19 protein-coding genes and 1 pseudogene are annotated in these 24,002 nt (G+C 60.5%); 6 read left to right on the forward strand and 14 right to left on the reverse strand.

Annotation, left to right across the window (positions count from 1 at the left end; genetic code table 11):
* Positions 1-44 precede the first annotated feature (44 nt).
* Entirely contained in the window at positions 45-833 is a 789-nt protein-coding gene (gene cobS, locus LMTR13_RS27175; RefSeq protein WP_065730457.1) for an adenosylcobinamide-GDP ribazoletransferase, read from the forward strand.
* Positions 833-1,465, forward strand: coding sequence for a 5,6-dimethylbenzimidazole synthase (bluB, locus tag LMTR13_RS27180; protein WP_065730458.1), 633 nt, complete (start codon positions 833-835; stop codon positions 1,463-1,465). Before cobS ends, bluB begins: the two co-directional genes overlap by 1 nt.
* Before the next feature lie 10 nt (positions 1,466-1,475).
* On the opposite strand, the gene LMTR13_RS27185 is transcribed toward bluB, so the two are convergent.
* A complete protein-coding gene (locus tag LMTR13_RS27185) occupies positions 1,476-1,973 on the reverse strand; it encodes a ParB/Srx family N-terminal domain-containing protein (protein WP_156795824.1) in 498 nt (165 codons plus the stop codon).
* A gap of 20 nt (positions 1,974-1,993) precedes the next feature.
* Complete coding sequence (locus tag LMTR13_RS42970; protein WP_236843163.1) at positions 1,994-4,159, reverse strand: hypothetical protein; 2,166 nt, start codon at positions 4,157-4,159, stop codon at positions 1,994-1,996.
* Positions 4,160-6,395: 2,236 nt separating this feature from the next.
* Here LMTR13_RS42970 and LMTR13_RS27210 point away from each other — a divergent pair.
* Together LMTR13_RS27210 and LMTR13_RS27215 are read left to right on the forward strand one after the other, a co-directional pair.
* Positions 6,396-6,800 carry a hypothetical protein gene (locus LMTR13_RS27210; RefSeq protein WP_065730463.1) on the forward strand — a complete coding sequence of 135 codons (405 nt, stop codon included), beginning with the start codon at positions 6,396-6,398 and terminating at the stop codon, positions 6,798-6,800.
* Positions 6,801-6,915: 115 nt separating this feature from the next.
* Entirely contained in the window at positions 6,916-7,206 is a 291-nt protein-coding gene (locus LMTR13_RS27215; protein WP_065730464.1) for a hypothetical protein, read from the forward strand.
* Between the two features lie 2,320 nt (positions 7,207-9,526).
* On the opposite strand, the gene LMTR13_RS43460 is transcribed toward LMTR13_RS27215, so the two are convergent.
* Positions 9,527-9,976 carry a P-loop NTPase family protein gene (locus tag LMTR13_RS43460; protein ID WP_065730466.1) on the reverse strand — a complete coding sequence of 150 codons (450 nt, stop codon included), beginning with the start codon at positions 9,974-9,976 and terminating at the stop codon, positions 9,527-9,529.
* A gap of 113 nt (positions 9,977-10,089) precedes the next feature.
* On the opposite strand from LMTR13_RS43460, the pseudogene LMTR13_RS43895 reads away from it, so the two are divergent.
* A pseudogene (locus tag LMTR13_RS43895) lies at positions 10,090-10,943 on the forward strand (universal stress protein); the annotation flags it as partial.
* A gap of 321 nt (positions 10,944-11,264) precedes the next feature.
* A complete protein-coding gene (hemN, locus tag LMTR13_RS27235; protein WP_065730468.1) occupies positions 11,265-12,617 on the forward strand; it encodes an oxygen-independent coproporphyrinogen III oxidase in 1,353 nt (450 codons plus the stop codon).
* Positions 12,618-12,649: 32 nt separating this feature from the next.
* On the opposite strand, the gene LMTR13_RS27240 is transcribed toward hemN, so the two are convergent.
* The 11 genes from LMTR13_RS27240 to LMTR13_RS27290 all read right to left on the reverse strand — a co-directional run bounded on the left by LMTR13_RS27240 (position 12,650) and on the right by LMTR13_RS27290 (position 23,914).
* Positions 12,650-13,057: a DUF6455 family protein gene (locus tag LMTR13_RS27240; protein ID WP_083219252.1), complete on the reverse strand. Its 408-nt coding sequence runs from the start codon at positions 13,055-13,057 to the stop codon at positions 12,650-12,652.
* A gap of 171 nt (positions 13,058-13,228) precedes the next feature.
* Positions 13,229-13,396: a cbb3-type cytochrome oxidase assembly protein CcoS gene (gene ccoS, locus LMTR13_RS27245; protein WP_065730470.1), complete on the reverse strand. Its 168-nt coding sequence runs from the start codon at positions 13,394-13,396 to the stop codon at positions 13,229-13,231.
* On the reverse strand, positions 13,396-15,588 hold the full coding sequence (locus tag LMTR13_RS27250; RefSeq protein WP_065730471.1) for a heavy metal translocating P-type ATPase: 2,193 nt from the start codon (positions 15,586-15,588) through the stop codon (positions 13,396-13,398). The genes ccoS and LMTR13_RS27250 overlap by 1 nt, the downstream gene beginning before the upstream one ends.
* 11 nt (positions 15,589-15,599) lie before the next feature.
* A complete protein-coding gene (locus LMTR13_RS27255) occupies positions 15,600-16,046 on the reverse strand; it encodes a FixH family protein (RefSeq protein ID WP_236843165.1) in 447 nt (148 codons plus the stop codon).
* A 71-nt stretch (positions 16,047-16,117) separates the two neighbouring features.
* On the reverse strand, positions 16,118-17,581 hold the full coding sequence (ccoG, locus tag LMTR13_RS27260) for a cytochrome c oxidase accessory protein CcoG (protein ID WP_065730473.1): 1,464 nt from the start codon (positions 17,579-17,581) through the stop codon (positions 16,118-16,120).
* A gap of 76 nt (positions 17,582-17,657) precedes the next feature.
* The gene (gene ccoP, locus LMTR13_RS27265; protein ID WP_065730474.1) at positions 17,658-18,527 is read right to left on the reverse strand and encodes a cytochrome-c oxidase, cbb3-type subunit III; all 870 of its coding nucleotides are present in this window, start codon (positions 18,525-18,527) and stop codon (positions 17,658-17,660) included.
* Between the two features lie 6 nt (positions 18,528-18,533).
* Positions 18,534-18,698 carry a cbb3-type cytochrome c oxidase subunit 3 gene (locus LMTR13_RS27270; protein ID WP_065730475.1) on the reverse strand — a complete coding sequence of 55 codons (165 nt, stop codon included), beginning with the start codon at positions 18,696-18,698 and terminating at the stop codon, positions 18,534-18,536.
* An 11-nt stretch (positions 18,699-18,709) separates the two neighbouring features.
* A complete protein-coding gene (gene ccoO, locus LMTR13_RS27275; protein WP_065730476.1) occupies positions 18,710-19,444 on the reverse strand; it encodes a cytochrome-c oxidase, cbb3-type subunit II in 735 nt (244 codons plus the stop codon).
* A gap of 11 nt (positions 19,445-19,455) precedes the next feature.
* Positions 19,456-21,078, reverse strand: coding sequence for a cytochrome-c oxidase, cbb3-type subunit I (ccoN, locus tag LMTR13_RS27280; RefSeq protein WP_197521182.1), 1,623 nt, complete (start codon positions 21,076-21,078; stop codon positions 19,456-19,458).
* 403 nt (positions 21,079-21,481) lie between these two features.
* Entirely contained in the window at positions 21,482-22,201 is a 720-nt protein-coding gene (locus LMTR13_RS27285) for a cyclic nucleotide-binding domain-containing protein (RefSeq protein ID WP_083219253.1), read from the reverse strand.
* Positions 22,202-23,473: 1,272 nt separating this feature from the next.
* Positions 23,474-23,914: a CBS domain-containing protein gene (locus tag LMTR13_RS27290; protein WP_065730479.1), complete on the reverse strand. Its 441-nt coding sequence runs from the start codon at positions 23,912-23,914 to the stop codon at positions 23,474-23,476.
* Positions 23,915-24,002 lie beyond the last annotated feature (88 nt).

A 24,002-nucleotide genomic window follows, 5' to 3' on the forward strand; every position in this document is an offset into this window, starting at 1 on the left:
GTCGGGTGATCGCGAGCGAGTTGACGTTTGAGGGCTGAAGACACATGCATCATTTCGAGCTTCTCAGGGGCATCGTCGCTGACCTGAGAATCGCCGTTTCGCTCTCCACGCTTCTGCCTATCGGGCCGGCGACGCCGGTCAGCGATGGCGATGTTGCCCGCGCGAGCTGGGCGTTGCCGGTGGCAGGATTGCTGGTTGGCTTTGCCGGTGCGGCGGTCTACTGGATCGCACGCGAGGTGGGCTTGACGCCAAGCCCTGCAGCCATGCTGGCGCTGGCGGCCACGGTTCTCGTCACTGGCGCGATGCATGAGGACGGCCTTGCCGATACCGCCGACGGGCTCGGCGGCGGCCGGACGCGCGAGCGCAAGCTCGAGATCATGCGCGACAGCCGGATCGGTACATACGGTGCGTGCGCGCTTATCGCATCGCTCATCTTGCGATGGAGCGCGCTCGAAACGATCGCCGAGCCAATGTCGATTGCGGCGGCGCTTTCGGTTGCACATGCGGCGGCGCGCGCCGGCATGCCCGCCTTCATGTGGCTGATTCCTCCGGCGCGATCGGATGGGCTTTCGGCCCGAGCCGGACGGCCGCCGGGGCGAAGCGCCGGCATTGCGTTTGCTCTCGGGGCACTTTGCCTCGTTTTCGGTTCCGGGCCGAGCAAGGCATTGATCGGAGTGATTTTGCTCTCGCTGGCCGGGTTGATACTGGCGTGGCTTGCCACGAGGCAGGTCGGCGGACAGACAGGTGATATATTGGGTGCGTTCGAACAGATTGGCGAGATCGTGGTTTTGCTGATGACAGCCGCCCTCCTCCACACGGAACCAGGACCCTGATGGTCGCTTTCGATGAAGCCTTTCGCCGACAACTGCGCGAGCTCTTCGTGTGGCGCCGCGACGTGCGGCGCTTTCGTCTCGATCCTCTGCCGAGCGGCGCCATGGAACGGCTGATTGAGATCGCCTGCCTTTCCCCGTCGGTCGGCCTCAGCCAGCCTTGGCGGTTTGTGATCGTCGAAGACAATACAAGGCGCAGTGCCGTGGTCGAGGATTTCAAGGCCTGCAACGCCGATGCGTTGCATTCCTATTCAGGCGAACGCGCGGCGCGGTACGCGAGCCTCAAGCTCGCCGGTCTCGAAGAGGCGCCGGGTCACCTGGCCGTGTTCGCGGACAAGACGAACGATATGGGGCATCGCCTCGGGCGTGCAACCATGCCGGAAACGATCGAATACTCCGTCGCCGCCGCCATCTGCTGCATGTGGCTCGCCGCACGTGCAGACGGCATCGGACTTGGCTGGGTGTCGGTCCTTAACCCGGCTCGCATCCACGAGGTTCTTGAAGTGCCGGAGTCCTGGAAATTTATCGGCTATCTCTGCGTCGGCTATCCCCAGGAAGAGTTTGATCGACCCGAACTTGAGCGGGCCAACTGGGAACATCGGCGACTGGCGAAGGAATTTACCACTCAACGCTAGCGCCCAGATTTCAAGTTTCCACCCGGAGCCTTCGCTTCGCGTGTGTCAATTCGAGTTGTGGCATCTCGTCATCCCAATCGCTCGCGTCGGTGAGCCGATTATCGGCCATGACGTAGGCGCGGTTCTGCTGATCGCTCCAACCGCGCGCGATAATGACCGGGACACGCGTCATTCCGAGCAGTTTGCCGGCGGCTAGACGCCCGTGACCAGCTAGAACCATGCCGTCATCGGCTGCCAAGATCGGCATCGTCCAGCCCCATTGCCGGATCGACGCCGCGATCTGCTCGATTTGCTCGGCCGAATGCCCGCGGGAATTCCGCTCATAGGGCCGCAATCGCTCAATCGGCCATTTTTCCACGGCCGCCTTGCTCGCTAAAGCATCCATGATTTGCCGTCTTGTGCGCTTTAACTTCGAACGACGCGTTGCTGGGCGGTTACATTGAGCGAGACGACTATGGCCAATGCCGCACGGCGTTTGCACCTGCGAGCGGTCATTGAACGGCCCCACTTTCGAAGATTGTCATCCCTCTATTCGATTGGGCGCAGAAAAACCTCACTCTCATAGCTTGGCGGCCCAATGGTGGCGGTGTAATTCACGCCCTGAAGGGTGAGATTTGTCTCCGGTTGAGACGCGCCTGGCAGCACGTTGTGCAAGCGCATTCCCTCCTTAAGGTCTTCGGGCGCCCACTGTGCGCCGTGCCGCCACTCCAGGGGAAGATATAAAGATAGATTCGGCAGCGGACCCGGGTCGTAAGACGACTGATCTGCCGGGCCGGAGGTATATGCCTCGAAGTTTTTATCCCAGGATGGCGGGTTCGACTGACTGACACTTTGCGTTAGCAAATAGGCCGGCTGCGGCGCCCACTGGGAATGGCTCGTTGTACTCCAATCGTCGATTGGCGACTGGCGGGCTAAATGATCCACTTCCAACTGCGCGCCTTCAGTATCCAGCAGTCGCCGAAGCTCCCCTGGAGAGAACTGCTCTAGATTGAAAGTAAACTCCTCTGGATCGACGGGTTGATCATCCGGCTGCCGCTGAATTTCGTTGTGGAGCTGCTCTTCCAGTCCCAGAAGCTCCTCTGGAACGACGGAGGCTGGCGAAGGCATGGATTGATCATCCAGATGATCGAGCACTCGCCGAAGCTCCCCCGGAGAAATCTGCTCTGGATTGAATGCGACGTGCTCTTGGACGAGAACCGAGGGAGCGGGTTGATCCTCCTGCCGTTCCCGAAGGTCCTCTCGCCGACTGCTAGCTTCGTGCGACGCCCTGTGCTGCGCAGCGGCGTCGCCGATGAGCCTCGGTTCCATCAGCACCGCGTTTTCGGGATGAATGGGAGCCACGTCCGGGGGGTGAGGATTGGGCTGGGCGCCGGGGAGTGCGATCGAGCCTGTCGACCGGAAGGTCCGGAGCTCGTCTATTGCCCTAAGGAGTCGGTCGGGATTACCCTTTCCGATGAACCGGGACACGTCACCACTCAACGACTTACTGTCGAGCCGAGCAACAAGGCTTGGTTTGTTTTTTGCGAAGAGCCAACGGCTAAAGCTACGAAGAGGACCTGCAAAATTGTAGGCGGAGGCTCTCATTCCGGCCTTGATGAAGGCCTCCTGGAGCCCCGAGATATCGCGAGCATCCTCGAAATAAAGAGGCCGCATGTCCGACCCTGTCACAACCCCCCTTGATTGAGCCGGCTGCAGCGCCGAGGACGCGCTAAGCTGCGCAGCGGCGATGTCGAGGCGCCTAGTCCCGGCCTTGATGAGGGCCTCCTCAAGCCCCAGGACAACGGGAGCATCCTCGGAATAAAGAGGCCGCTTGTCCGACCCTGTCACACCCCCCCTTGATTCAGTCGGACGCAGCGCCGAGGACGCGCTAAGCTGCGCAGCGGCGATGTCGGGGCGCCTAGTCCCGGCCTTGATGAGGGCCTCCTCAAGCCCCAGGACAACCGGAGCATCCTTGGCGCGACCTCTCCTTGGGTGTACGATGACTTCGCCCGTCGACCGAAAGCTGCGCAAATGGTCTAATGCTGAAAGGAGTCTCTCGGGTTTACCCTTTCCGACGAACTCGTATACGTCACCGCCATCGCTCAGCGACTTACTGTCGAGCCGAGCAACAAGGCTCGGTTTGTTTTTTGCGAAGAGCCAACGGCTAAAGCCACGCAGAGCACCTACCGGGGCCTTGGGAACCATCCCGGCCTTGCTGAGGGCCTCCTCAAGCCCTAAGATAGCGGAAGCATCCTCGGAATAAAGAGGCCGCGTGTCGTGCCCGATGACAATCCCGGTTGACTGAGCCGGCTGCAGCGCCGTGGCGGCCGGCATTGCTCCACCACCTCCACCTGAATTGGCGGTCTCGCTCAGCTGAATGGCGACGTCTTGCGGATTGTTTAGGGTCCTCGGCCTCTTCGCTGCTCTCAACTCAGCTTTGTCATGCTCATCGTTGATGAGGACCTCCTCGCTTGGCAAGAGGTTGCTCCTGGCAAGCGCATCGTCCGAGGACTGCTGGCCGTCACTAGACACATTGGGAGGGGGGCTATGGCGCGGCCCTTCGTCGGGCATCGCGGTATCGGCCTGGCGCGCCTCGTGCAATTGCTGCTCAAAGGCCTCTTGCCCGGGTCGGTCCGCTTGCCGCTCTTGCAGCACAGCGTATTGCACCTGGGGCCACGCAGTTGCATTGGATGGGTCAAAATTTTGCCGGTCCACGCTAGCCTCACGTCCAAGATCATCTGAGCAGGTCTCCTACTCAGGCAAGCTGTCGAGAAGCTGACGAGGCCGCGCGGTCCTGTAGCTGGGAGGCATTCCCGCCGCCCAGCCCTGTTCGCTCCGATCACTGCAGGCACACCACTTTCGTGTGCCCGTTCTACAGCGCCTTGACAAGCGCCAGAACGACTTCAGTTTTGCGCTCCAACCCCTTCAAGTGGGCTTCCTTCAAGGTGTTGGCCCCCAAGGCCTACCTGCGGCCATGTCGGGTTAAAAGTCGCTCGGTCCAACCACGATGAACGGGACTTGCGTCAATCCGAGCAGCTTACCTGTCGCGAGGCGCCCGACCGGCCCAAACCTTCATCGGCGGATAGAATCGGCAAGGTCCGACCCATTGCCGGATAAACGCCTTCGGCCGAATGCGGTTAATTGCGCTCATCGCCGTAGCCTCTCGATAGGCCATGTTTGCACGGTCGGCTGCTCGCCAGTGCATCCATGATTTGCCCCCCTGTGGGGCCCGGTTAGCGGCGCCGGAAAGCCCATTTGTGCGGGAAACCAAAGCCAGAAAACGCCGCCGCCAAATCCGGGGACCGGGCGGTCCCGCGTACCCGCGCCGGATTGCCCAACCCAAAGTACCTACGCCACGCCCGTCCCGGAATTGGGCCGAGCCGCCGATTTCGGCCAGCACCATGTCAAGGGTACTGTCCGTATTTCCTAAGTTGATTTGGGAAAATTCGATTAGGGACCGACCAGCGTTAGAAGTAGTTTACAACCATCACCGCACGGTCCCAGGTAGCTATGGGTGATGAGAACGCCGGTTGCGCTTCCCGCCTTCCTCTAGGAATGGAGCAGCGCATGCAGAAGCGTCGCTGTTTCAAACTAACTGCCAGCCTTGAAGAACGAAGTGACAAAATTGCGCGATTATTTCGCGAGTGGACTTGCGCCATTTCCATTCGGAAATTTTCGCAGTAGTCGCGAGAATTTTGTATCGTCGGGTAGCGGACCACCCTTGATCCAATACGCCATGAGCAGCAGCAGATGGGCCCCTTGCTGCTCCGCGAACGTATCGCGGATATAGCCGCCGACATAGCACGGGGACCAAGGGCGTGCTGCCATGATCACAGTCTCCCGTTTGCTTGGAATACAGCGGTCGCAAAGCCGGGCGGGGTCGCGGCGCGTTTGTCGGCGCGATCGGCCGACGGCGAATATTTGATGATAGCGAGCCTTCGCTCGGACACCTCGGCATTGGGACATGAATGATCCGCGCAGCCTTCCAATATCAGCCTCCGTAGCCGTCGATCTTGGCCAGAATTTCCTGCACGACTTCCGGATCAAACTCCTTCGTTTGCTGGGCTGCTTGCTTCGCCATCGGGTTCCCTTTCGATTGCACGGGCCTCGGCGAATTGGGATCGATCGCCGGGCCGCGCGCGGGCGGCCCATCACGCCCTCCCGACGTAAGCGCTTCTGACGAATTTGCGCTTGTGCTTCGCGCACATGGCGATCCGGCTACCTCGCGCGCACCGCAGAACATCGCGAGGCCATTAGGATCGCGCTGATCGAGCACGACACGCAATGAATTTGGGAGCGATGCCGGCGGCGCTTTCTTCGATGGGCTCGATAGCCGGTATCTCCTCATGATCGGTCCGCTCCCGCGATGAAGCTTCAGCCGCTTGATCTTGCCGCAGGCGGCACTGCGCGTTTTCTTCTGCATCGGCGATCGGCGCGGCCGACGCGCCGGCACTGAACAGTTGCCGCAGGGTGATTCGGTCTTGTCAGACCATTCGTTCGATTGAGCCATCGCACGCCGCCTTTGCTCGCGAAGCAGACAGCCACATCGAATAGGCGATGATTTGCGTGCGCGTCATCTGAAAAACGCGATCCATGCCGGGCAATTTCGTAAACGGCATTCTTGCGGCAAGTACGCGCGTGCATCCGGCGTGAACAGAAAACTTTTTGCTGCTACAGAAGCTCGAAAGTTTCACTCTGCCGCCTTTTCTTTGTGAACGTATGTTGACATCGGGCGCGAAGCGGAATGAAAATTTACGCGCGTAAGCCCGGGCACTCAGACAAGAAATAACCCCTTGCGCGAGGCGTCACCGGCACGCCATCGGCAGCGGGCGGCACCATCAAAGATCAAATGTTTCCGAGCATCACCTTTGCGAAGCGGCGGCTTCGCAGGGCACGGGACGTCTTTGTTTTGGATAACGGGGCTTTGGGAATGAAAGCGCGGTGCAGTGCAATGCAATCGATTCCATGGGACGGCAAGCCGATCACTCGACCGGGGCTCTATCGCAACATTCCGCTCGCCAATTATCACCAGCGCGATTTGTGCGATCCAGTCAGGGTCTCTTCCTCGATCCTTCGCACCATCATCCACAAATCGCCCGCGCACGCGTTCACAAATTATTCGCTCAACCCACACCGCGACTGTGAGACGCAGACCGAGAGTATGGCGCTCGGCCGGTTTCTGCACAAGGCGGTGGCCGGCGAGCCGTTCGACGACGATTGCGTGCTCTGCCCGCCGCTGGTCAAGGGCGAGCCGTTCAATATGCGGAAGACGGTTTGGCAGGATTGGAAGGCCGAACAGGAAGCGCCGGCAAATACGTCATCACGCCATCGCTGGCCACGCGCGCCAAGGGCATGATCATCGCCCTCGGGCAATTCCCGCTCGTGCAGCAAGGCATGCTCGGCGGATCGCCCGAACGCTCGTTGATCTGGAAGGAACCGCGCGGCTTCTGGAAGAAGCCCGACCGGACGAGATGCCGAACCACAGCGGCGATTTCGTCTACCTTAAGACCACCGCGTCCGTCCTCTATCGCGACACGCAATACTCGATCGCCGAGTACGGCGACATTCAGCAAGCCGCGATGATAATGGAGGGCGCCCGCGCGCTCGGCATGGTCGCGAATTCCTTCACCCTGCTTTGGGTCGACAGCGATAAGCCGCATTGCGTACGCGCCCAGACGCTCAAGGACGAGGATTTGGCGCGTGGGCACAAGCTCAACGGGCTGGCCGGCAGAGTGTGCTCGCAATTCGACGAGAAAGAATAATGCCCGGGTTGCGACTTCAGCTGATCTGGCGATGGATTGTGCGAGGACGCGTCGCCAACCCCTGAATTCATGGGTGTGAGATCAAATGCAAGATCTGCAAGCTGGCGCTCGTACTCGCCATAGTAAAAAATGCCCGGCCCCTTTCGGCGGCCGGGCGGAAGTCAGTCTGGGAGGAGCGACGCTGCTACACATCGCACCAGCTTCCGTCGGCAGAGGGAGGGTGCCGACGGTTCATTTACGGCGAGGGCATTCGCCGTTAACTTTAGCCACGGGAAGACCGATATCCGTTCCAAACGATATCTGGTTTCGCTTCCTGCTCTATTCAGGGAATTCGGCCCAACACTGCGCGGGATGGTCGACAACGGCTTCAGTTCTTCCCTTCCGTAATCTTAGGACGGTCGCCAAGATCATGCTTCTGAGATGAACCCCACGGAAAAGAGGCTGTCCGCCAATGCTTCACCCACCGACTGATCGTCATCCATGACGAAAATCCGCCGAGTGTGTGCGCCATTTGCACCAGACTATGCGCTTTTCTATGCAGCATTCCGTAAAATTGGTGAAATCGATTGTTTTGATGGGATACATCTATACTGTTGATACATAAAGACATGCGTTCAGCGGCCTTGATCTAACTCGCGTCGTTCGCGCCGGACGCTCTGATGACCCAGCGTAAGCTCTGTCCGCATAGCAATCTATTCTATCAAGACCTCGCGGTGGCCGACATTTTTTGCGCGGCCTCGGCCCCTTTCCCAGCTGCAAGCCCCGCTGCGGACTTGCGTTGCTTTTGCGGATCAGCCAGGGCACGCCGCGGAAAGCTCACAATTGCGCGTTTAGGGCTTCAATCGCGAAAGACCGCTGAGGGGGGCGCGTTAGCCGACGGCTGGTGCGGCGAAGGTAATCATCGAGGCTTGCACGGACACGGCTCGCAAACCGCGAGGCACCCGGCTCATCATGGCGCATGATTGTTTGATGGCCGACAAAGTCTCACTCGGCAATGTGGTAATTGCGACACTATTCTCAATCCAAGAATATCGCGCGGCCGTGCCCCGGGCCGACAAGACGCACATCATCGGCAGCCTTCGAGCGGCACGTCATTTGCAAAGATGATGTTGGGCGTGGACACGGACGGTCACCCGTGCCGATGCCCGCAACCTCAAGGTTGCAGCCCGACGCACCTCTAGCTTTCCCCTTTTGCAAAGTGCGTCGGGCTTTTTCGGTCGTCATACAGACACGACCTTGCAAGTTTCCACTTATCTGCCTGTCCTCCGCGTGAATGCAAATTGGAACGCCGATGAACTACACGCGCGCATTTTCGGAGACGCCGAACGCATCCATGTCGGCGCCAATCACCGGATGCATGGCAATGTTCTCGGCGACCAGCGGCATTGCGGTCGCCGAGATTTAGTCCACTTCCTTCTGCGCCAGACGCAGCGGTAACATCTCAGGGTGCGCAGGAAGCAGCGCTTGCGCCAGAGCGTAGCGACGCTGAAAAGTGCAGCTCCCTCTCGCTGAAAGGATTGATCATCTTCAATAGTTCTTTCGGTAGCGTCCAATACGATTAGAAGTGCACGCTGCTCCGTATCCGGATTTTCGTATCCGGGATGCGGCAATGCACCAGACAACCTGTCGGGGAGCCGTCGAAGAACATTCCTAAATTGATAGATTCCCGGCGATTTAGAACACTACCAACCACAACCTTGACGACCAAGCCCATTGGGTTTGAATTGCTGATCTCGCCGGTCATGCTGTTACTGGCCGCTTTCCCAGTGAAGCTGATGGAAGCCACTCGATCCAGCTCGCGACTGCGAGCTGCAATGTATGTTAAGCAATTGTGATGCTCACCCGGGATTTCGATCTCAAATGAGAATTTCTCGATAGCCGTATTGCCGTCGTTCCGCACCCTAATGATTACGCGGGTAAGCGACCGAAGCGTGCGTCCGTCGAAACCAACGCCTAGCTCTCTGCTCTTAAATTGGTTCCGCAATTCGCGCGTTAGATCCAGCGTCTCTTCTATCTCAAACCTTAGCTTTCTCCGCCTCGCTACAAGAGAATGCGCAATCAAGAACCGGACGGGGGCGCTTATCGCGGCCCGGATGATAGCCGAAATGGCTGTTTTGCTCTGAGATCCGGCATTTTTCGCCTCCGGTACCGGGCTAATTATCGCAGGGCCATATCGGCGGTGCCACCTTGATGCGAGCGCGCGAACCAATTCTGTCGGAGTTAGCTCCTGCGAGCGTTTCGGGGCGCTTGCGTTATCTGTCGTGAATGGTGCGAACCTAGGTCGCGCCTGTTCAGCGGAATGCTCGAACACCTGGCGCGCTCATTCCTTTGCTTTTCCAATAACGCCAAGCCCAACCGTCTCTCCCTCAAGCGTAGCCGTTGGCGGAATCACCCCGCCGTGACCGGAGGCCCGCACTGACCGCAGCGGGCAGAGCGCGGCAATCTTGCCGTCCGCCAGCGCCGCGACACGCTGGCAGACTGCATGGAGGTTGTTGAGGTCGTGGATAACCATGAAGACGATGAAGCTCAGCGTCCGCTGCAGCCTCACCATATCGAGCTTCGCATTGGCGATCTCATCGAACGAGGACGGCGACAGATGTGGCGCCTCACGATCGAAAACGGGAATCGCTGTTTCAGAGTGAAAGGCGTCGGCGGCTTGGGTGTTGCCGGCACAGGTGACGGCCACGCGGTAGCCCGCGTATTGATGTGCCCGCGCAACTACGGAGCCGATGCCCCGGATGCTGCCCGTATCCAATGCAATGCGTGCCATGCCAATCTCTCTCCTGCCTTCGTGACGTGCATCTTTGCCAAATAACGCAAGGAAGACCGGCGGCTTTGATGTGGGTCAACAATGGGGGATCGCGCTGCCATATTGAATCCGTCATGAGAGTTTTCGTATTCACTACGGAGAAGTCTGTATACAGGAGCATTCTGGCGTTGCTTCCAACGGAATTGCCGGTGCGTCCAGCCGTCGACGGCTCGATTCTCATTGACTATCGCTTGCAAAGCCGAGCTCGTGGCCGTGCCCGTGGGTTATGAGACTACCAGCATGCCCATCGTCTCTGAGGGCAGCGCTGCGGTCGGCTCTGTTCTCGAAATCCACCGACACCAGGCGCTCGAACGCGCGGAAACTGTGCTTACAATTTTGAGGTGAAGACCAAAAAGGCAGGCATCCGCTACCGGTGCCGGGCCCTCACTGCACCCTGGGGCGAAGCGGCTACTCTTGTCGGAGCTGCCGCCAGGCTTCACGACATAACCGTCGTGCAGCAACCCGAGATTAGGCGGCAGTTTCGATAATGTCCTAGCGCAGGAGATGTTTTCCAGGCTGGCGGGCCCGTGCTGTTCATTCCGTACACCTTCCGGGGCGCCTTCGCGGCGAAGCGGATCGGGATCTGCTGGGATGGCAGCCGCCTTGCAGCTCGCGCGGCGCACGATGCCATGCCACTCTTGGAGGCGGCCGACGCACTGATCATCATCACCGTCAACGAGGCCGAAAACGTACCCTCACCAACACATTTTGCGCGATACCTGGCAAAGGCCGGCTTGCCAGCCCGGCTGGTCCCGTTGGACACCGATCGCTCGCAGATTCAATCAGGCATTTTTTCCTGGAAGCCGACGAATCGCTCGATCTGTTTGTCATGGGCGGCTACGGGCATTCGCGCCTGAAGGAAACCGTGCTCGGCGGTGTCACGCGAGCGATGCTTCAGTCCATGACGGTGCCGACGCTGATGTCCCACTCCCCCTCTACTACTGGTCTCCAATACCGGAGAGAGATCTCATGCGGCGGACCAGATCATGCCTGAGACGTCATCACAGTGACCCATCATACATCCATCATGGACAATATCATGCTGCGCTGTCACATCAGCGGCCTGCGTGATGAATGAGGACGGCACGCGTAGCGATCATAACGAATTGACTTTGCAGGTCTGGTGCAGTGGAAGCTCCGCCGTAAGCGGGGCCCGAAGGCGATCCGCTAATTCGGAATCCAGTTGACCCAGCGCAAAGTCCCGTCGGCGCCAAAACTGTTATGTGGCTAGGAATGGGGGAACCCGAATATGCGATCGGATTTGGCTGACATCTACGGGCAAGACAAGCTCCCACGGTACACCAGCTATCCAACAGCCCCGCACTTCTCTTCGGCAATCGGCGAGAAGGTGTATCGGCATTGGCTCAGATCGGTTTCGGCCCACCGACCCGTCTCGCTCTATCTTCACATACCTTTCTGTCGCTCGATGTGCTGGTACTGCGGCTGCCATACATCGGTGGCCAAGCACGACGAGCCGATTGCCGCGTTCGTCGCAGCTTTGCGTCGGGAGGCGCAGCTAGTCGCGGACACGACAGAGAAAAGCCTGCCGGTCGCGCATCTGCACTTCGGCGGGGGCACTCCGACCATCATGGCTCCGCAACTGCTCGTCGATCTCGCTGACGCCTTGCGCTATGTCTTTTTCGTACTTCCGGATGCCGAGATTGCTGTTGAGGTCGATCCGCGAACTCTGACCAACGACCTGACGCAGGCTTTAGAACACTGCGGGGTCACCCGCGCGAGCCTCGGAGTTCAGAGCTTCGACCCAAGAGTGCAGCGCACAATAAATCGATTGCAAAGCTTCGAGCAGACGGCAGCTGCAGTCGAAAGGCTTCGCCGGGCAGGTGTGCGGGGGATCAACTTCGACCTTCTCTATGGTCTCCCCTTTCAGACGGTAAGCTCTTGTCTAGACAGCATTGCCAAGTGCGTCGAATTGCGCCCCGACCGGCTTTCGGTTTTCGGCTACGCGCACGTCCCCTCATTCAAGAAGCATCAGCGCAAGATCGCGGAGGAGAGCTTACCTGACAGTGTCGAGCGACACGTTCAGTCCGAGACCATCGCAGAGGCCCTTCAGGACGCGGGGTATGTGCGCATCGGGTTGGATCACTTCGCGCTCCCAGACGATGCGCTCGCGACGACGCAGCGCGATGGCCGACTGCGGCGCAATTTCCAGGGCTACACCGATGACGGCGCTGACACACTCATAGGCCTCGGGGCGAGCGCGATCGGTCGGATGCCACACGGCTTTGTCCAGAACGTGGTGGCAATCCGCGACTACCTGAACCGCATCGCGGAGGGCCGGCTAGCCACGGTGAAGGGTTATGCTTTCACCGAGGATGATCTTTTCCGCGCTGATATCATCGAGCGGATCATGTGCGATTTGACCGTTGACCTGGAGCAGATATCCCGCATCCATCATCAGGATCCAATGACAGCAATCGTCGATCGCGCCCGCATCGACCGGCTTTTAGCCGACGGAGTCGCGACAATGTCTAAAGGTCGGCTAACCGTCAGCGAAGGATCAGAATTTCTGGTGCGTAGCGTCGCCTCAGCGTTTGATGCTCACCTTTCGCGGTCAACACGCGTGCTCAGTCGCGCGGTTTAAGGACCGAGAGGCCCTAGACCATTTGTAGCATGTCAGCAGCAGCTCGGACCACGAACGATATCCATCGCATCTGGCTTTGGCTTCGTCCGGAGCGCATCGATCGTGTAGCTGTTGGCGCAGTATTCATGAAGGTGCTGCGCCGTTGTTTCCGCCTCTATCTCGCGATTGCATCGGATCTTTTCGGCGCACAGCGCACATACCAGCGTCATGTCGCGCAGCACGCCCGGATCCTTGCGCGCAATGGCCCTCTCGTCGATGCCGAGCGCCTTGAGTAGTCCCGACAGCTCATCAGCGCCACGCCGCCCACGGCAAGTGAGGGTTTCGAGCTCGATCGGTGAGACGCGAAGGTCGCGCGCGATGCAATCGAGCTCGGCGGCTCCAAGAGCGCGGAGGTCGGCGGTATCACGGAGCCGGCCGAGCCACTCCGAAAACCTGCCCATGAGCCTACCGCCGATCGATTCCGTTCTTATAGGCGATGCCATAGTACCCTCCCGGCACGGTTTGAGCACGTCAAGTATGCGGGGCGAAATAGCCGACCGTATTGCGCCAGATCAAAATTGGAAGGATCCCGAGACGCGCGACGACGAGGCGTTACGGTCGCGATTCCGACCTCAGCTCGACGCGGGCGGAGCCGGCGTTTCGTCGTCGCCAGAAATCGCCCGCCAGGCCGCGCCATCGAGATCGTCATACTGGCCGTTCTTCAACGACCACAGAAATCCGAGCAGCCCGAACAGTCCGAGCAAGAGCGCCAGCGGCACCAGGAACACGATCACTTCCATCACAGAGTCTCCTGCGGGACATGGCGGCCCCGCAGCGCATTTAGCATCACCAGAATCGATGAGCCCGACATCGCGGCGGCCGCGATCAGAGGCGTCACGAAGCCCAGAATGGCGATCGGCACGGCGAGGAAATTGTAGCCAACCGCGAGATAGAGGTTCTGCCGCATCAGGCGCAACGCTTTCCGCGAATGGTCGACCGCGGCAATCACCGGCGCGAGGCGGTTGCCGAGGAAGACGAGATCGGCCGTCGCCTGGCTCAAATGCGCCGCCGAGATCGGCGACATCGAGACATGCGCCGCCGCCAGCGACGGCGCATCGTTGAGCCCATCGCCGACCATCATGACCATAAAACCTTGCCGCTTCAGTTCCTCGATCCGCGCGATCTTGTCGGCCGGCGTGACGCCGGCGCGCCATTCGGGAACTTGAAGCATCTCGGCCGCGGCGCGCACCGCCGGCTCACGATCACCAGAAAGAAGCTCGACCGCTATGCCACGCTTCTGCAGCGCCGCGATGACCGCGCTCGCGTCCGGCCGCAGGCTCTGGCGGATCGCGAACACGTAGCGCTTTCCGCCGCGGGAGAAGGCAACGACGGAAGCCTCGGGATCCCGGCTCAGGATTATGTTCGCGAGATTATCGGCCTTGCAGAAAGAGGGACTTCCAAGCCTCACCTCTTCACCTTTAAGGATGCCGCGAACGCCCTGCCCCGGCTGTTCCGTGACGCCGGGCAGCGGCGACTTCGCGCCGGCCGCACGCGCCAGCGCAGCGGCGACGGGGTGATGGCTCGCCAGCGCAAGCCGGCCCGCGAGCTCGAACACATCGGCGGGCACGGCCGCCGAGTTCACCACATCGAACTCAGGCAAGGTTAGCGTTCCCGTCTTGTCGAAGATGATACGGTCGATCTCGGCGACGCGCTCGATGGCATCACCCGAATTGAGCAGCACGCCAGCGCGGAACATCGCGCCCGACGCCACTGTCTGCACCGTCGGGATCGCAAGCCCCAGCGCACAGGGACAGGTGATGATCAGAACCGCGATCGCGCTGATGATGGAGTCATGGAAGCTGGCGCCAGCGATGAACCAGCCGGTCATGGTCAGGAAAGCGGTCGCATGGACCACCGGTGCGTAGAGGCGCGAGGCACGGTCGGCGAGCTGCACATACCGCGAGCGCACCTGCACGGCATGGTCAAGCAGCCGCTGGATTTCCGCAAGCAGGGTGCCTTCGGAAGCGGCCGAGACACGGATGCGCAAGGAGCCGGAGATGTTGAGCGAGCCGGCGTAGACCTCGCTGCCCGGCTCGACCGACGCGTGCAGCGTTTCACCCGTGATCAAACTCTGGTCGATCTCCGACCTGCCGTCGATGATCGTGCCATCGATCGCCGAACGTTCGCCCGGCCGCAGCAGCACGATGTCGCCGGCCGTGACCGCCGCGGCCGGCACCACGGATATCTCGTCTGGACCGACGAATTTGGTCACCGTCTCGGCCTTCAGCGCGGCGAGATTGCCGGCCACCGCGCGGGTCCGCCGCCGCGTGTTCTGGTCAAGGTATCGCCCGACCAGGAGAAAGGTGATCAGCATAATCGAGGCGTCGAAATAGGCGTGCTCGGCATGGCCGATGGTCTCGACGATCGAGGTCGCAAGCGCCAGGATCACGCCGATGCTGATCGGCACATCCATGTTGACGTTGCCAGTGCGTAGCGCGTTGAACGCCGAGCGAAAGAAAGGCTGGCCGGCATAGGCCGCCGCGGGCAGCGCGATCAGCGCCGATATCCAATGGAAGAAATCGCGCTGCTCCGGCAGCATATCGCTGACATTGCCGGACCACACCGGGATCGACAGCATCATGACGTTCATGGTCGCGAATGCCGCAACACCCAGGCAGCGCAGCAGGAAACGGGAGTTCTCGGCCTCTACCGCTTCGGCGGTGACGATCTCGAACGGATAGGCCTTGTAGCCGAGCTCGGCCAGGCGATCAATGAAGCGCGCCGGATCGAGCGCGCCCTCCTTCCACTCCAGCGCGACACGGCGGTCGGTCAGGTTAACGCGCGCCAGCGTCACGTCCGGGATGGCTGAAAGGCCACGCTCGATCTTCGAGATGCAGCCGGCGCAGCTGACGCCTTCGACCGCGAGGTCAATATGCGCCAGTCCGGAGCCGAGATGCTTGACATAATGCGAAAAGTCCCGCGTCGCCTGCATGAAGAGTTCCCTTAGTTCAGTACCACGCGGTTCCTAGACATGAACAGACGCCGGCCGTCGGCTTCGCTTTCCAGCACCAGATTCCATTGCCCGGGTCCGACCGCGCCGCCGCTGCCCCGATAAATACCGCCCGTCACCTCCGACAGCGCGATCACCCGGTCCGCCCGCCGGTCGGTCGGCCGCTCCAGGCGACCGGTGAATTTCAGCCCGGTCAGCGCCTTTCCGTTCTCGTCGCGTGCCTTGACTTCCAGCGCGGTGTCGCCGTTCGCACTGCGCGCAAGATGCGCGTCCACCTTCCAGCTGCGTGCATCCTGCTCGCGTGCGGCGGCGATCTCCTTCTCATAGGCAAGGCTCGCCGCATAGGCGCTGTCGACGTCGGTGCCAGGCAGCGTCATGGAAGCAAGCCTTATTATGGTGAGGTTGACGCCGATGATGACGCCAAAGAACGCAAGTAGCATGAAAAGCACCTTGCGGCCGGTGAGCGGCTTTGGCGATGCACTGGCTCTGTTCACGACAACTCCACTTGTTCTCATGGCAAGACGAAATTGTCGATCGCGGAAGCGACCTCGCCGAGACCGATATCGGTGATCCGGAATTTGATCGGAATCGATCTTTTGGAGTTCTTCTCCGAGGGGGCGGTCACCAGCACGCGCAATTCCGTGGTGCCGTCGCGTCCGAGCACGACCATCGGCCTATCAGGTGTGGTCGAATCGTCGCCCACGACGTGCAGCACAGCATCCTGCGGACCATCGACGTCAATCGTCACCACGCGGTCAAAACCGCGCTTGTTGAGGAAACGGACCGTGTAGGCGTTGCGGATCGAGCCGTCGCTGAGCTTCACCGCAACCGGGTTGCGATCGTGCAGCACGTTGATGTCGAGCAGCGAACGGGTGAGCAGCGCATACAGCATGATCCCACCGACGAGTGCGATCAGCGCGATGTAGATGATCGTGCGTGGCCGCACGATACCGTAGATCGGCGGCTTGCCGGCCATTCGGCGCTGGATGTTAATGTCATTGTCGTAGCCGATCAGCCGAGTCGGCCGGCCGATCTTCTTCATCACGTTGTCGCATGCGTCGATGCACAGGCCGCACTGGATGCAATCGATCTGCGGGCCATTGCGGATATCGATGCCGGTCGGGCAGGTCGCCACGCATTGATAGCAATCGACGCAGTCGCCGGCAGGCAGGCAGAGCGCCCGCAGCTCGTTCGCCTTCTTTACCGACATGCGCTTTTCGCCCCGGTCGTAGCGATAGGTGACGTTCAGCGCCCACTCGTCGGTCAGCGCCGCCTGGATACGCGGCCAGGGGCACATGTAGACGCAGACCTGCTCGCGCATGAACCCGGCGAGCAGATAGGTCGTGGCGGTGAGGATTGCGATCCAGATATAGGCGATCGCCGGCGCCTGGAAGGTGACGAGCTCCTTCACCAGCGTCGGCGCGTCGGTGAAATAGAGCACCCAGGCGCCGCCCGTCCACCAGGCGAGCAAGAGCCAGATCGAATGCTTGAGCACGATTTCGGAGATGCGCTCGAGTTTTAGGGGATCGGCGGAAGCCGCCTTCCTCATGCGCTCGCGCCGGTCGCCCTCGATCAGGCGCTCGACCGCATAGAACAGGTCGGTCCAGACCGTTTGCGGGCAGAGATAGCCGCACCAGATGCGGCCGCCGACCGAATTCATCAGAAACAGTGTGAGCGCGGCGATGATGAGGAGGCCGGTGAAGTAATAGACCTCCTGCGGCCACAGCTCGATGAAAAAGAAATAGAAGCGACTGTTCGGCAGATCGATCAGCACCGCCTGATCTGGGGCGCCAAGGCCGCGATTCCAGCGCACGAAGGGCAGCAAGTAGTAGACGCCCAGGCAGAACGCCATCAGGCCCCATTTGATCCGACGGAAGGTGCCGAAAACACTCTGCGGGTAGACCTTCTTGGGGGCCGCGTAAAGCGGCCCAACACCTTCGACTTGGTCGGGGTCTGTTTGGACGATCTTGTTCATGGGCCCGCGCTCTCCTAGTCTCCTCCTCTCTGCCGGGTTGATCCAGCGCAACCCAAAGCCGCTTCCCTTTGCTCCGCTACTTGCCGCCGCCGAGCGTGTGGACGTAGACCGCCAGCGCCTTGATGGTGGACGGATCAAGCCGGCCCACCCACGTCGGCATCACGCCGGCCCGACCATTCGTGATGGTCTCAATCAGGGTCGCCTCGTCCGATCCGTAGAGCCAGATCTTGTCAGTGAGATTGGGTGCGCCGAGCTCCTGGTTGCCCTTGCCCGCCTCACCATGGCAGCTCGTGCAGTTCTCGACGAAAATTTTTGCGCCGGCGATGACATCGTAACCCTGGCGCGTCGACAAGCCCGAGAGCGAGCGCACATAGTTGGCGACCGTGCCAATCTCGTCCCGCTTCAAGATGCCATCCTTGCCGAAGGCGAGCATCGCGCCCTCATGGGTCTTGGTGTGACCCGAGCGCGCGCCGAACTGGATGGTCTGCACGATCTGGTCGAGCGAGCCGCCCCACAACCAGTCGTCGTCGTTCAGGTTGGGATAGCCTTTTGCGCCAGCGCCGCCCGAGCCGTGGCAGGGCGCGCAATTGTCGCCGAACGCGGCCTTGCCGCGGGCGCGCGCCAGCGCAAGTAGCGCCGGATCCTTTTCGATATCGGCGAGCGAAGCCGCACCCAGGGCAATCATCTTGTCGCCGCGGATCTTTTCCAGATTGGCAAGCTCGACGGCGACCGCGGCGCGCGTCGAATAGTTGAGCGCGCCCGTGGTGTGGCTCCACAGAAGCGGCCAGGCCGGGTACACGACCCAATAACCGATCGCCCACAGGATGGTGGCGTAGAAAGTGATCAGCCACCAGCGCGGCAGCGGCGTGTTCAGTTCCTTGATGCCGTCCCACTGGTGACCGGTGGTGGTCTTGCCGGAAACCTTATCGAGTTCGCTTTCCGCCATGACCTCTCAGTCCTCCCGCAACGGCATCCGAGATGCCTGGTCGAAAACCGCCTGGTTGCGGGGCCAAAGCGCGTAGATCACGATCGCAATGAACAGCCCGACGAAGCTCGGCGTCCACACACTGGTGACGAGGTCCGACGCGATGTTGTGAACGGTCAAGATTGCTTTCATCGTCCTGCCTCTCAGCGAAGATTGGCCTTTTCGTTGTAGAGCTTGAAGTCGACCAGCGTGCCGAGCATCTGCAAATACGCGACCAGCGCATCCATCTCGGTCGGCGCACCGGCCTTGCTGTCGAAATTGCGGATCACAGCTTTTGGATAGCGCTTCGCGAACGCATCGGTGCCGACATTGTCCGGATCGGCCTGCGCCTTCAGGTCGGCGACCGCGTTCTTGATTTGCTCGTCCGAATAGGGCACGCCAACGACGCGGCTGGCCTTGAGGTTATCGGCGACAATAGCGGTGTCGACCTCGGTCTGGGCGAGGAACGGATAGCCCGGCATCACCGACTGCGGCACAATCGCGCGCGGATTGGTCAGGTGAGTGACGTGCCACTCATCGGAATACTTTGCGCCGACCCGCGCGAGATCCGGCCCAGTGCGCTTCGAACCCCACTGGAATGGATGGTCGTACATGCTCTCGGCAGCGAGCGAGAAGTGGCCATAGCGCTCAACCTCATCGCGGAGCGGCCGGACCATCTGCGAGTGGCAGAGATAGCAGCCCTCGCGGACATAGATATTGCGGCCAGCTAGTTCGAGAGGTGTGTAGGGCCTGACGCCATCGACCACCTCGATCGTGCTTTTCAGGTAGAACAGCGGCGTGATCTCGACCAGGCCGCCGATCGCAATCACAACCAGAATGCCCGCGATCAGGATGATGGAATTCTTCTCGAAGATTTGATGGCGGGTCCAGAAGGACATCCGATCGCTCCTTATTCCGCCGCCTGCAACGCGAGCTCTCTGCCGACGTCCGCCTCGCTTGCACGCACCGTCATCCATAGATTGTAGGCCATGATCAGCGCGCCGATCAGGAACAGCGCGCCGCCGGCGGCCCGGATGACGTAGAACGGGTGCATCGCTTCCACCGTCTCGAGGAAGGAATATTCGAGGAAGCCGAGCGAGGTGTAGGCGCGCCACATCAGGCCCTGCAGGATTCCCGAGACCCACATCGCCGAGATGTAGAGCACGATGCCGATGGTCGAGATCCAGAAGTGCCAGTTGACGAGCTTCAAGCTGTACAGTTCCTTGCGGCCCCACAGCCAGGGCACCAGGCAATACAGCGCACCGAAGGAGACGAAGCCGACCCACCCCAACGCACCGGAGTGAACGTGGCCGATGGTCCAGTCTGTATAGTGACTCAGCGAGTTCACCACCTTGATCGACATCATCGGACCTTCAAAGGTGGACATGCCGTAGAAAGCCACGGAAACCACCAGCATGCGCAGCACCGGATCAGTGCGCAGCTTGTCCCAGGAGCCCGACAGCGTCATCAGGCCGTTCATCATGCCGCCCCAGGATGGCATCCAGAGCATCACAGAAAAAGTCATGCCGAGCGTCTGCGTCCAGTCCGGCAGCGCCGTGTAGTGCAGATGGTGCGGGCCGGCCCAGATGTAGAGGAAAATCAGCGACCAAAAGTGGATGATCGAGAGCCGATAGGAATAGACCGGGCGCTCCGCGCGCTTCGGGATGAAGTAGTACATGATGGCGAGGAAGCCGGCGGTCAGGAAGAAGCCGACCGCGTTGTGGCCGTACCACCACTGGAACATCGCATCCTGCACACCGGCCCAGGCGATGTAGGATTTCGAGCCGAGCAGTGACACCGGCAGCGCTGGGTTGTTGCCGAGATGCAGCACGGCGATGGTGACGATGAAGGCGAGATAGAACCAGTTGGCGACGAAGATGTGCGGCTCTTTGCGCTTTAACAGCGTCATCACGAACACGACGAGATAGACCACCCAGACGATCGTAAGCCACAGATCGGCGTACCATTCGGGCTCGGCATATTCCTTGGATTGCGTCACGCCAAGTAGATAGCCGGTGCCCGCGATCAGAATGAAGAAATTGTAGCCGAGCACGACGAACCATGGCGCGAGATCGCCCACGAGCCGCGTCCGGCAGGTCCGCTGCACCACATAGAACGAGGTCGCGATCAGCACGTTGCCGCCGAAGGCGAAGATCACCGCCGAGGTGTGCAGCGGCCGGAGCCGGCCGAAGCTGGTCCAGGGCAGATCGAGGTTCAGCGCCGGCCAGGCGAGCTGGGATGCGATCAAGAGCCCGACGGCGAAGCCGGCGATGCCCCAGAACATCGCCATGAAGGAAGCAAACTTGATCGGACCGAGATTATAGTTCGGCTTCCCGTTGATCTCCTCCGGCGGCAGCGACGCGGGGCGGTCAAGATACCGATTCATGATGGCGAAGGAGGCGACGCCGCTTGCCACGGCAGCGAGCGAAGCATGAAACGCGAACGGCGCGTCCAGCGCCTTGGCGGCCGCGAACGCGCAGACGAAGGCCGCCATTGAGAAGAATAGCATCAGCCCGGCTTCGCCGTGAGTCATCCATTTCGTGAATTGAGTTTGCTGCATGTGTGATGCTCTTTGCATGGGCGCCTGCCCCGTCAGCCGGGATCTCGCTGTGTTTTCCTTGATTGAGATCAACCCGATCAGCTACCCCCGCGACCGGCGAGCGTTTTGCACCAGCTCCAGCAGCTGCCTGAAGGAATCAGAATGGACGACGCTTGCGCGCTCCCGGTGTTGCCTGATGCGACCTTGGTGATTGGACACTGGCCCAAGCAAGAGCAGCGGCGAAAATCATGAAGACCGAGATGACAGCTGCGGAAACCAAGAGCGCATCGGCGGGCATGACGACCTCCATTGAAGCTGATGCGAATATATCGCCATTTCAACAGAGACGTCTTTGACCTTGATCAAACGAGGACAAAAGAACCCTGCGCGACGCGCTTCAACTTACGCCCGCAGACAACGCTTCGGCGCGCGGGGCATCCAACAGGACGACGCCACTCGCAAAGGTTTGGATGACACCATCACGTTCGAGCTTCGAGAAGGTACGGCTCACCGTCTCGATGGTGAGCCCCAGATGATCCGCGATGTCCAGCCTTTTCATCGGCAGCGGCAGAATTTCTCCGCCACGTCCAATTCCACTCAGTCGGTCGCGCCAGCCGATCAGGAAGCTCGCTATCTTCTCTTCGGCGGAGCGCCGTCCGAGCAAGACCATATGTTCCTGTGCCCGGGCCAGCTCGTGGCCCGCCAATTCGACCATGCGGCGCAGCAACTGCGGCCGTTTCTCGGCGAATGTCGCGAATGACTCCTTGGGGAACTGACACAGCGTGACACGGCCGACCGCGTCAGCGGAGAATTCGTGGTGCGGCAAGCCGGGGAGCCCGAGGAAATCGCCTGGCAATGCAAAACCGACGATCTGCCGCCGACTGTCCGGCAACAGCTTGTAGAGGCGCAGGGTACCCGCATGCACGCTGAAGAACGACGTTGCTATGTTTGCCTGTGCGAACACGGTGGCGCCTGATTCGAAACGAACATGCCGCGACAGCTGCGCCAATTCGCGCAATTCGGTCTTGTCGAGCGCTGCGCAGATGGCAAAGCCCCTCGCCGTGCAATCGTGACACGATCGACAATGCATTCCTTCCCCCAAAACCGAAATCTTCACGCGTCCCTCCGATTGCCGCCTGCAGGCCTCATGGGCGCGTTTCCCTGCGGGTCGATGCAGTGTAGCGTCCGTAGGGATGAGGTGTTGTGATGCAGATCAATCGCCGGAGGACGCCCTGAGGCTGCGTCGTTCCGCGCCCCACGGAGGTCGTTAAGGGCGCGAGCTCGAGCTTGTCAATGAGATCCAGGGGGCACCTCGCTTGACGCGCTCCAGATCGAGGCGCCCCGCTATCGCAGGTCTCGGGCCTGCTGCACCATCCCCTGAACGGACGGTCAGCCTGCTCGTGCCGCTGGTCAGCATCATTATCAAGGCCTGACCAAACCCGCAGCTAGCCAGCTCCCACTAAGATCCCACTTAAGCTGCCTGTTGAACAGAGCAGGATCGCGACGAAGAAACCTCCCTGAAGCCGATTCTTAACCCTCCCTCCCATCGCAGATTTCGTAAGATCCGGCTGGAGTCTGCGCAACAGCCGGGTCACCCCGAAGGCGGCGCGGGCACCGGCCATGTGATCGTTGGACGATGACTTCAGGATCGACGCCAAACTCCGGCGGGCCCGCCGCGAAGCGTGCCGCTTCGCAAGACTGCGACCCTATGAGGAAAACGCCCTCGGCCAACTCGTTCGCCGTCAAGGAGGTGGCTGGGTGTTACACTATGATTCCTCACTCCGCCGGTCCTCACGAAGTTCGATTCATTCAAGGACGAGCGTTCGCTCCCGGCGAATATATCTCGATCGGCGGTCTAATCGGGTCGCCGCCGTGCGGGGTCCGCGAGGGAGCAAGGAAGGCGGAAGTGCCGTTCCACCTCACCAATCCGAATTGTGGAATATTGTGTTGGTTTGGACTGTCCGGATCAATCCAATCTCGGATTTCGTGTTGGAGTCACCAGCCGCGTGCGCGACTATCCTTTCGAGGCCATGCTGCCGATGGTGCCCAGTCACCCCCTGGCGTTGTACTGGCTGATCGACCGCGCACCACCTCTTGGGAGAAACGACCGATCAAGCATGCCTGACGAGCACCCGATTCGTGCTCACCCAAGTGCGCGAACGTTTGGCTGCGTTGCTCGGAATCGACTGAACTACTGGCCCCCGGAGAGGGAAGGCCGCTATAGAACCCACACGAACCAATGCTCCACCAGAGATCGCCGTTCAATACGACAATCCGGATGGCCCGCATTCGTCATAGGGATACTTCGGAGGATGGGGCGCCCGATCCGAACGAGCTGCTCAACTCATTGACCTCAAGCGACTGCCGGTCATACGCGGCACTGCTGCGATCAGACTCGGTCAGCGTCCGCCGCGGCGCAATCCTGCAGCGCCCGCATCACGTCCTTCCGCGAAATAATGCCGGCAAGCCGCTGCTCGCTGTCGAGCACTGGCATGCTGCGGAGTCGGTGGTTGACCATCAGCTCCAGCACGCGGGTCAGCCTGGTTTCGGGAGCGACATAAATGAATTCCGCTGTCATCAGATCAACGGCAGTCCGCAGCATCAGGTCGCGATAGCTCGGGATGATGCGCGCCGGCGTGAAAACGAAGCAGGACAGGTAGTCAAACTTGGAGATGACGCCGACCACCTGCGATCCGTCCATGACCGGATAGGCGTTGAAATCCTGCTTCTCGAAGAGATCGCCGAGTTCGCACATCGTCATATCGCGCGCAACCATCCTAGGCTCGCGCGTCATGTAATCGGCAACCGTCTGCTCGAGAAACTTGTACAAGGCGAAATCCTCGCTGTCGACGGCGTCACTTCAAGCACGCGGGGCGGCCGCGCACATTGAGCGAGGTCAAACGGATGAAATCGGCGCG

Origin of the sequence: Bradyrhizobium icense, from assembly GCF_001693385.1 — a bacterium.
GTDB lineage: Bacteria > Pseudomonadota > Alphaproteobacteria > Rhizobiales > Xanthobacteraceae > Bradyrhizobium > Bradyrhizobium icense.

Coding starts and splice junctions, on each gene's coding strand:
- cobS (WP_065730457.1), top strand. CDS start 45: ATGCATCATTTCGAGCTTCTCAGGGGCATCGTCGCTGACCTGAGAATC.
- bluB (WP_065730458.1), top strand. CDS start 833: ATGGTCGCTTTCGATGAAGCCTTTCGCCGACAACTGCGCGAGCTCTTC.
- LMTR13_RS27210 (WP_065730463.1), top strand. CDS start 6,396: ATGCAATCGATTCCATGGGACGGCAAGCCGATCACTCGACCGGGGCTC.
- LMTR13_RS27215 (WP_065730464.1), top strand. CDS start 6,916: ATGCCGAACCACAGCGGCGATTTCGTCTACCTTAAGACCACCGCGTCC.
- LMTR13_RS43460 (WP_065730466.1), bottom strand. CDS start 9,976: ATGGCACGCATTGCATTGGATACGGGCAGCATCCGGGGCATCGGCTCC.
- hemN (WP_065730468.1), top strand. CDS start 11,265: ATGCGATCGGATTTGGCTGACATCTACGGGCAAGACAAGCTCCCACGG.
- LMTR13_RS27240 (WP_083219252.1), bottom strand. CDS start 13,057: ATGGGCAGGTTTTCGGAGTGGCTCGGCCGGCTCCGTGATACCGCCGAC.
- ccoS (WP_065730470.1), bottom strand. CDS start 13,396: ATGGAAGTGATCGTGTTCCTGGTGCCGCTGGCGCTCTTGCTCGGACTG.
- LMTR13_RS27250 (WP_065730471.1), bottom strand. CDS start 15,588: ATGCAGGCGACGCGGGACTTTTCGCATTATGTCAAGCATCTCGGCTCC.
- LMTR13_RS27255 (WP_236843165.1), bottom strand. CDS start 16,046: ATGCTACTTGCGTTCTTTGGCGTCATCATCGGCGTCAACCTCACCATA.
- ccoG (WP_065730473.1), bottom strand. CDS start 17,581: ATGAACAAGATCGTCCAAACAGACCCCGACCAAGTCGAAGGTGTTGGG.
- ccoP (WP_065730474.1), bottom strand. CDS start 18,527: ATGGCGGAAAGCGAACTCGATAAGGTTTCCGGCAAGACCACCACCGGT.
- LMTR13_RS27270 (WP_065730475.1), bottom strand. CDS start 18,698: ATGAAAGCAATCTTGACCGTTCACAACATCGCGTCGGACCTCGTCACC.
- ccoO (WP_065730476.1), bottom strand. CDS start 19,444: ATGTCCTTCTGGACCCGCCATCAAATCTTCGAGAAGAATTCCATCATC.
- ccoN (WP_197521182.1), bottom strand. CDS start 21,078: ATGACTCACGGCGAAGCCGGGCTGATGCTATTCTTCTCAATGGCGGCC.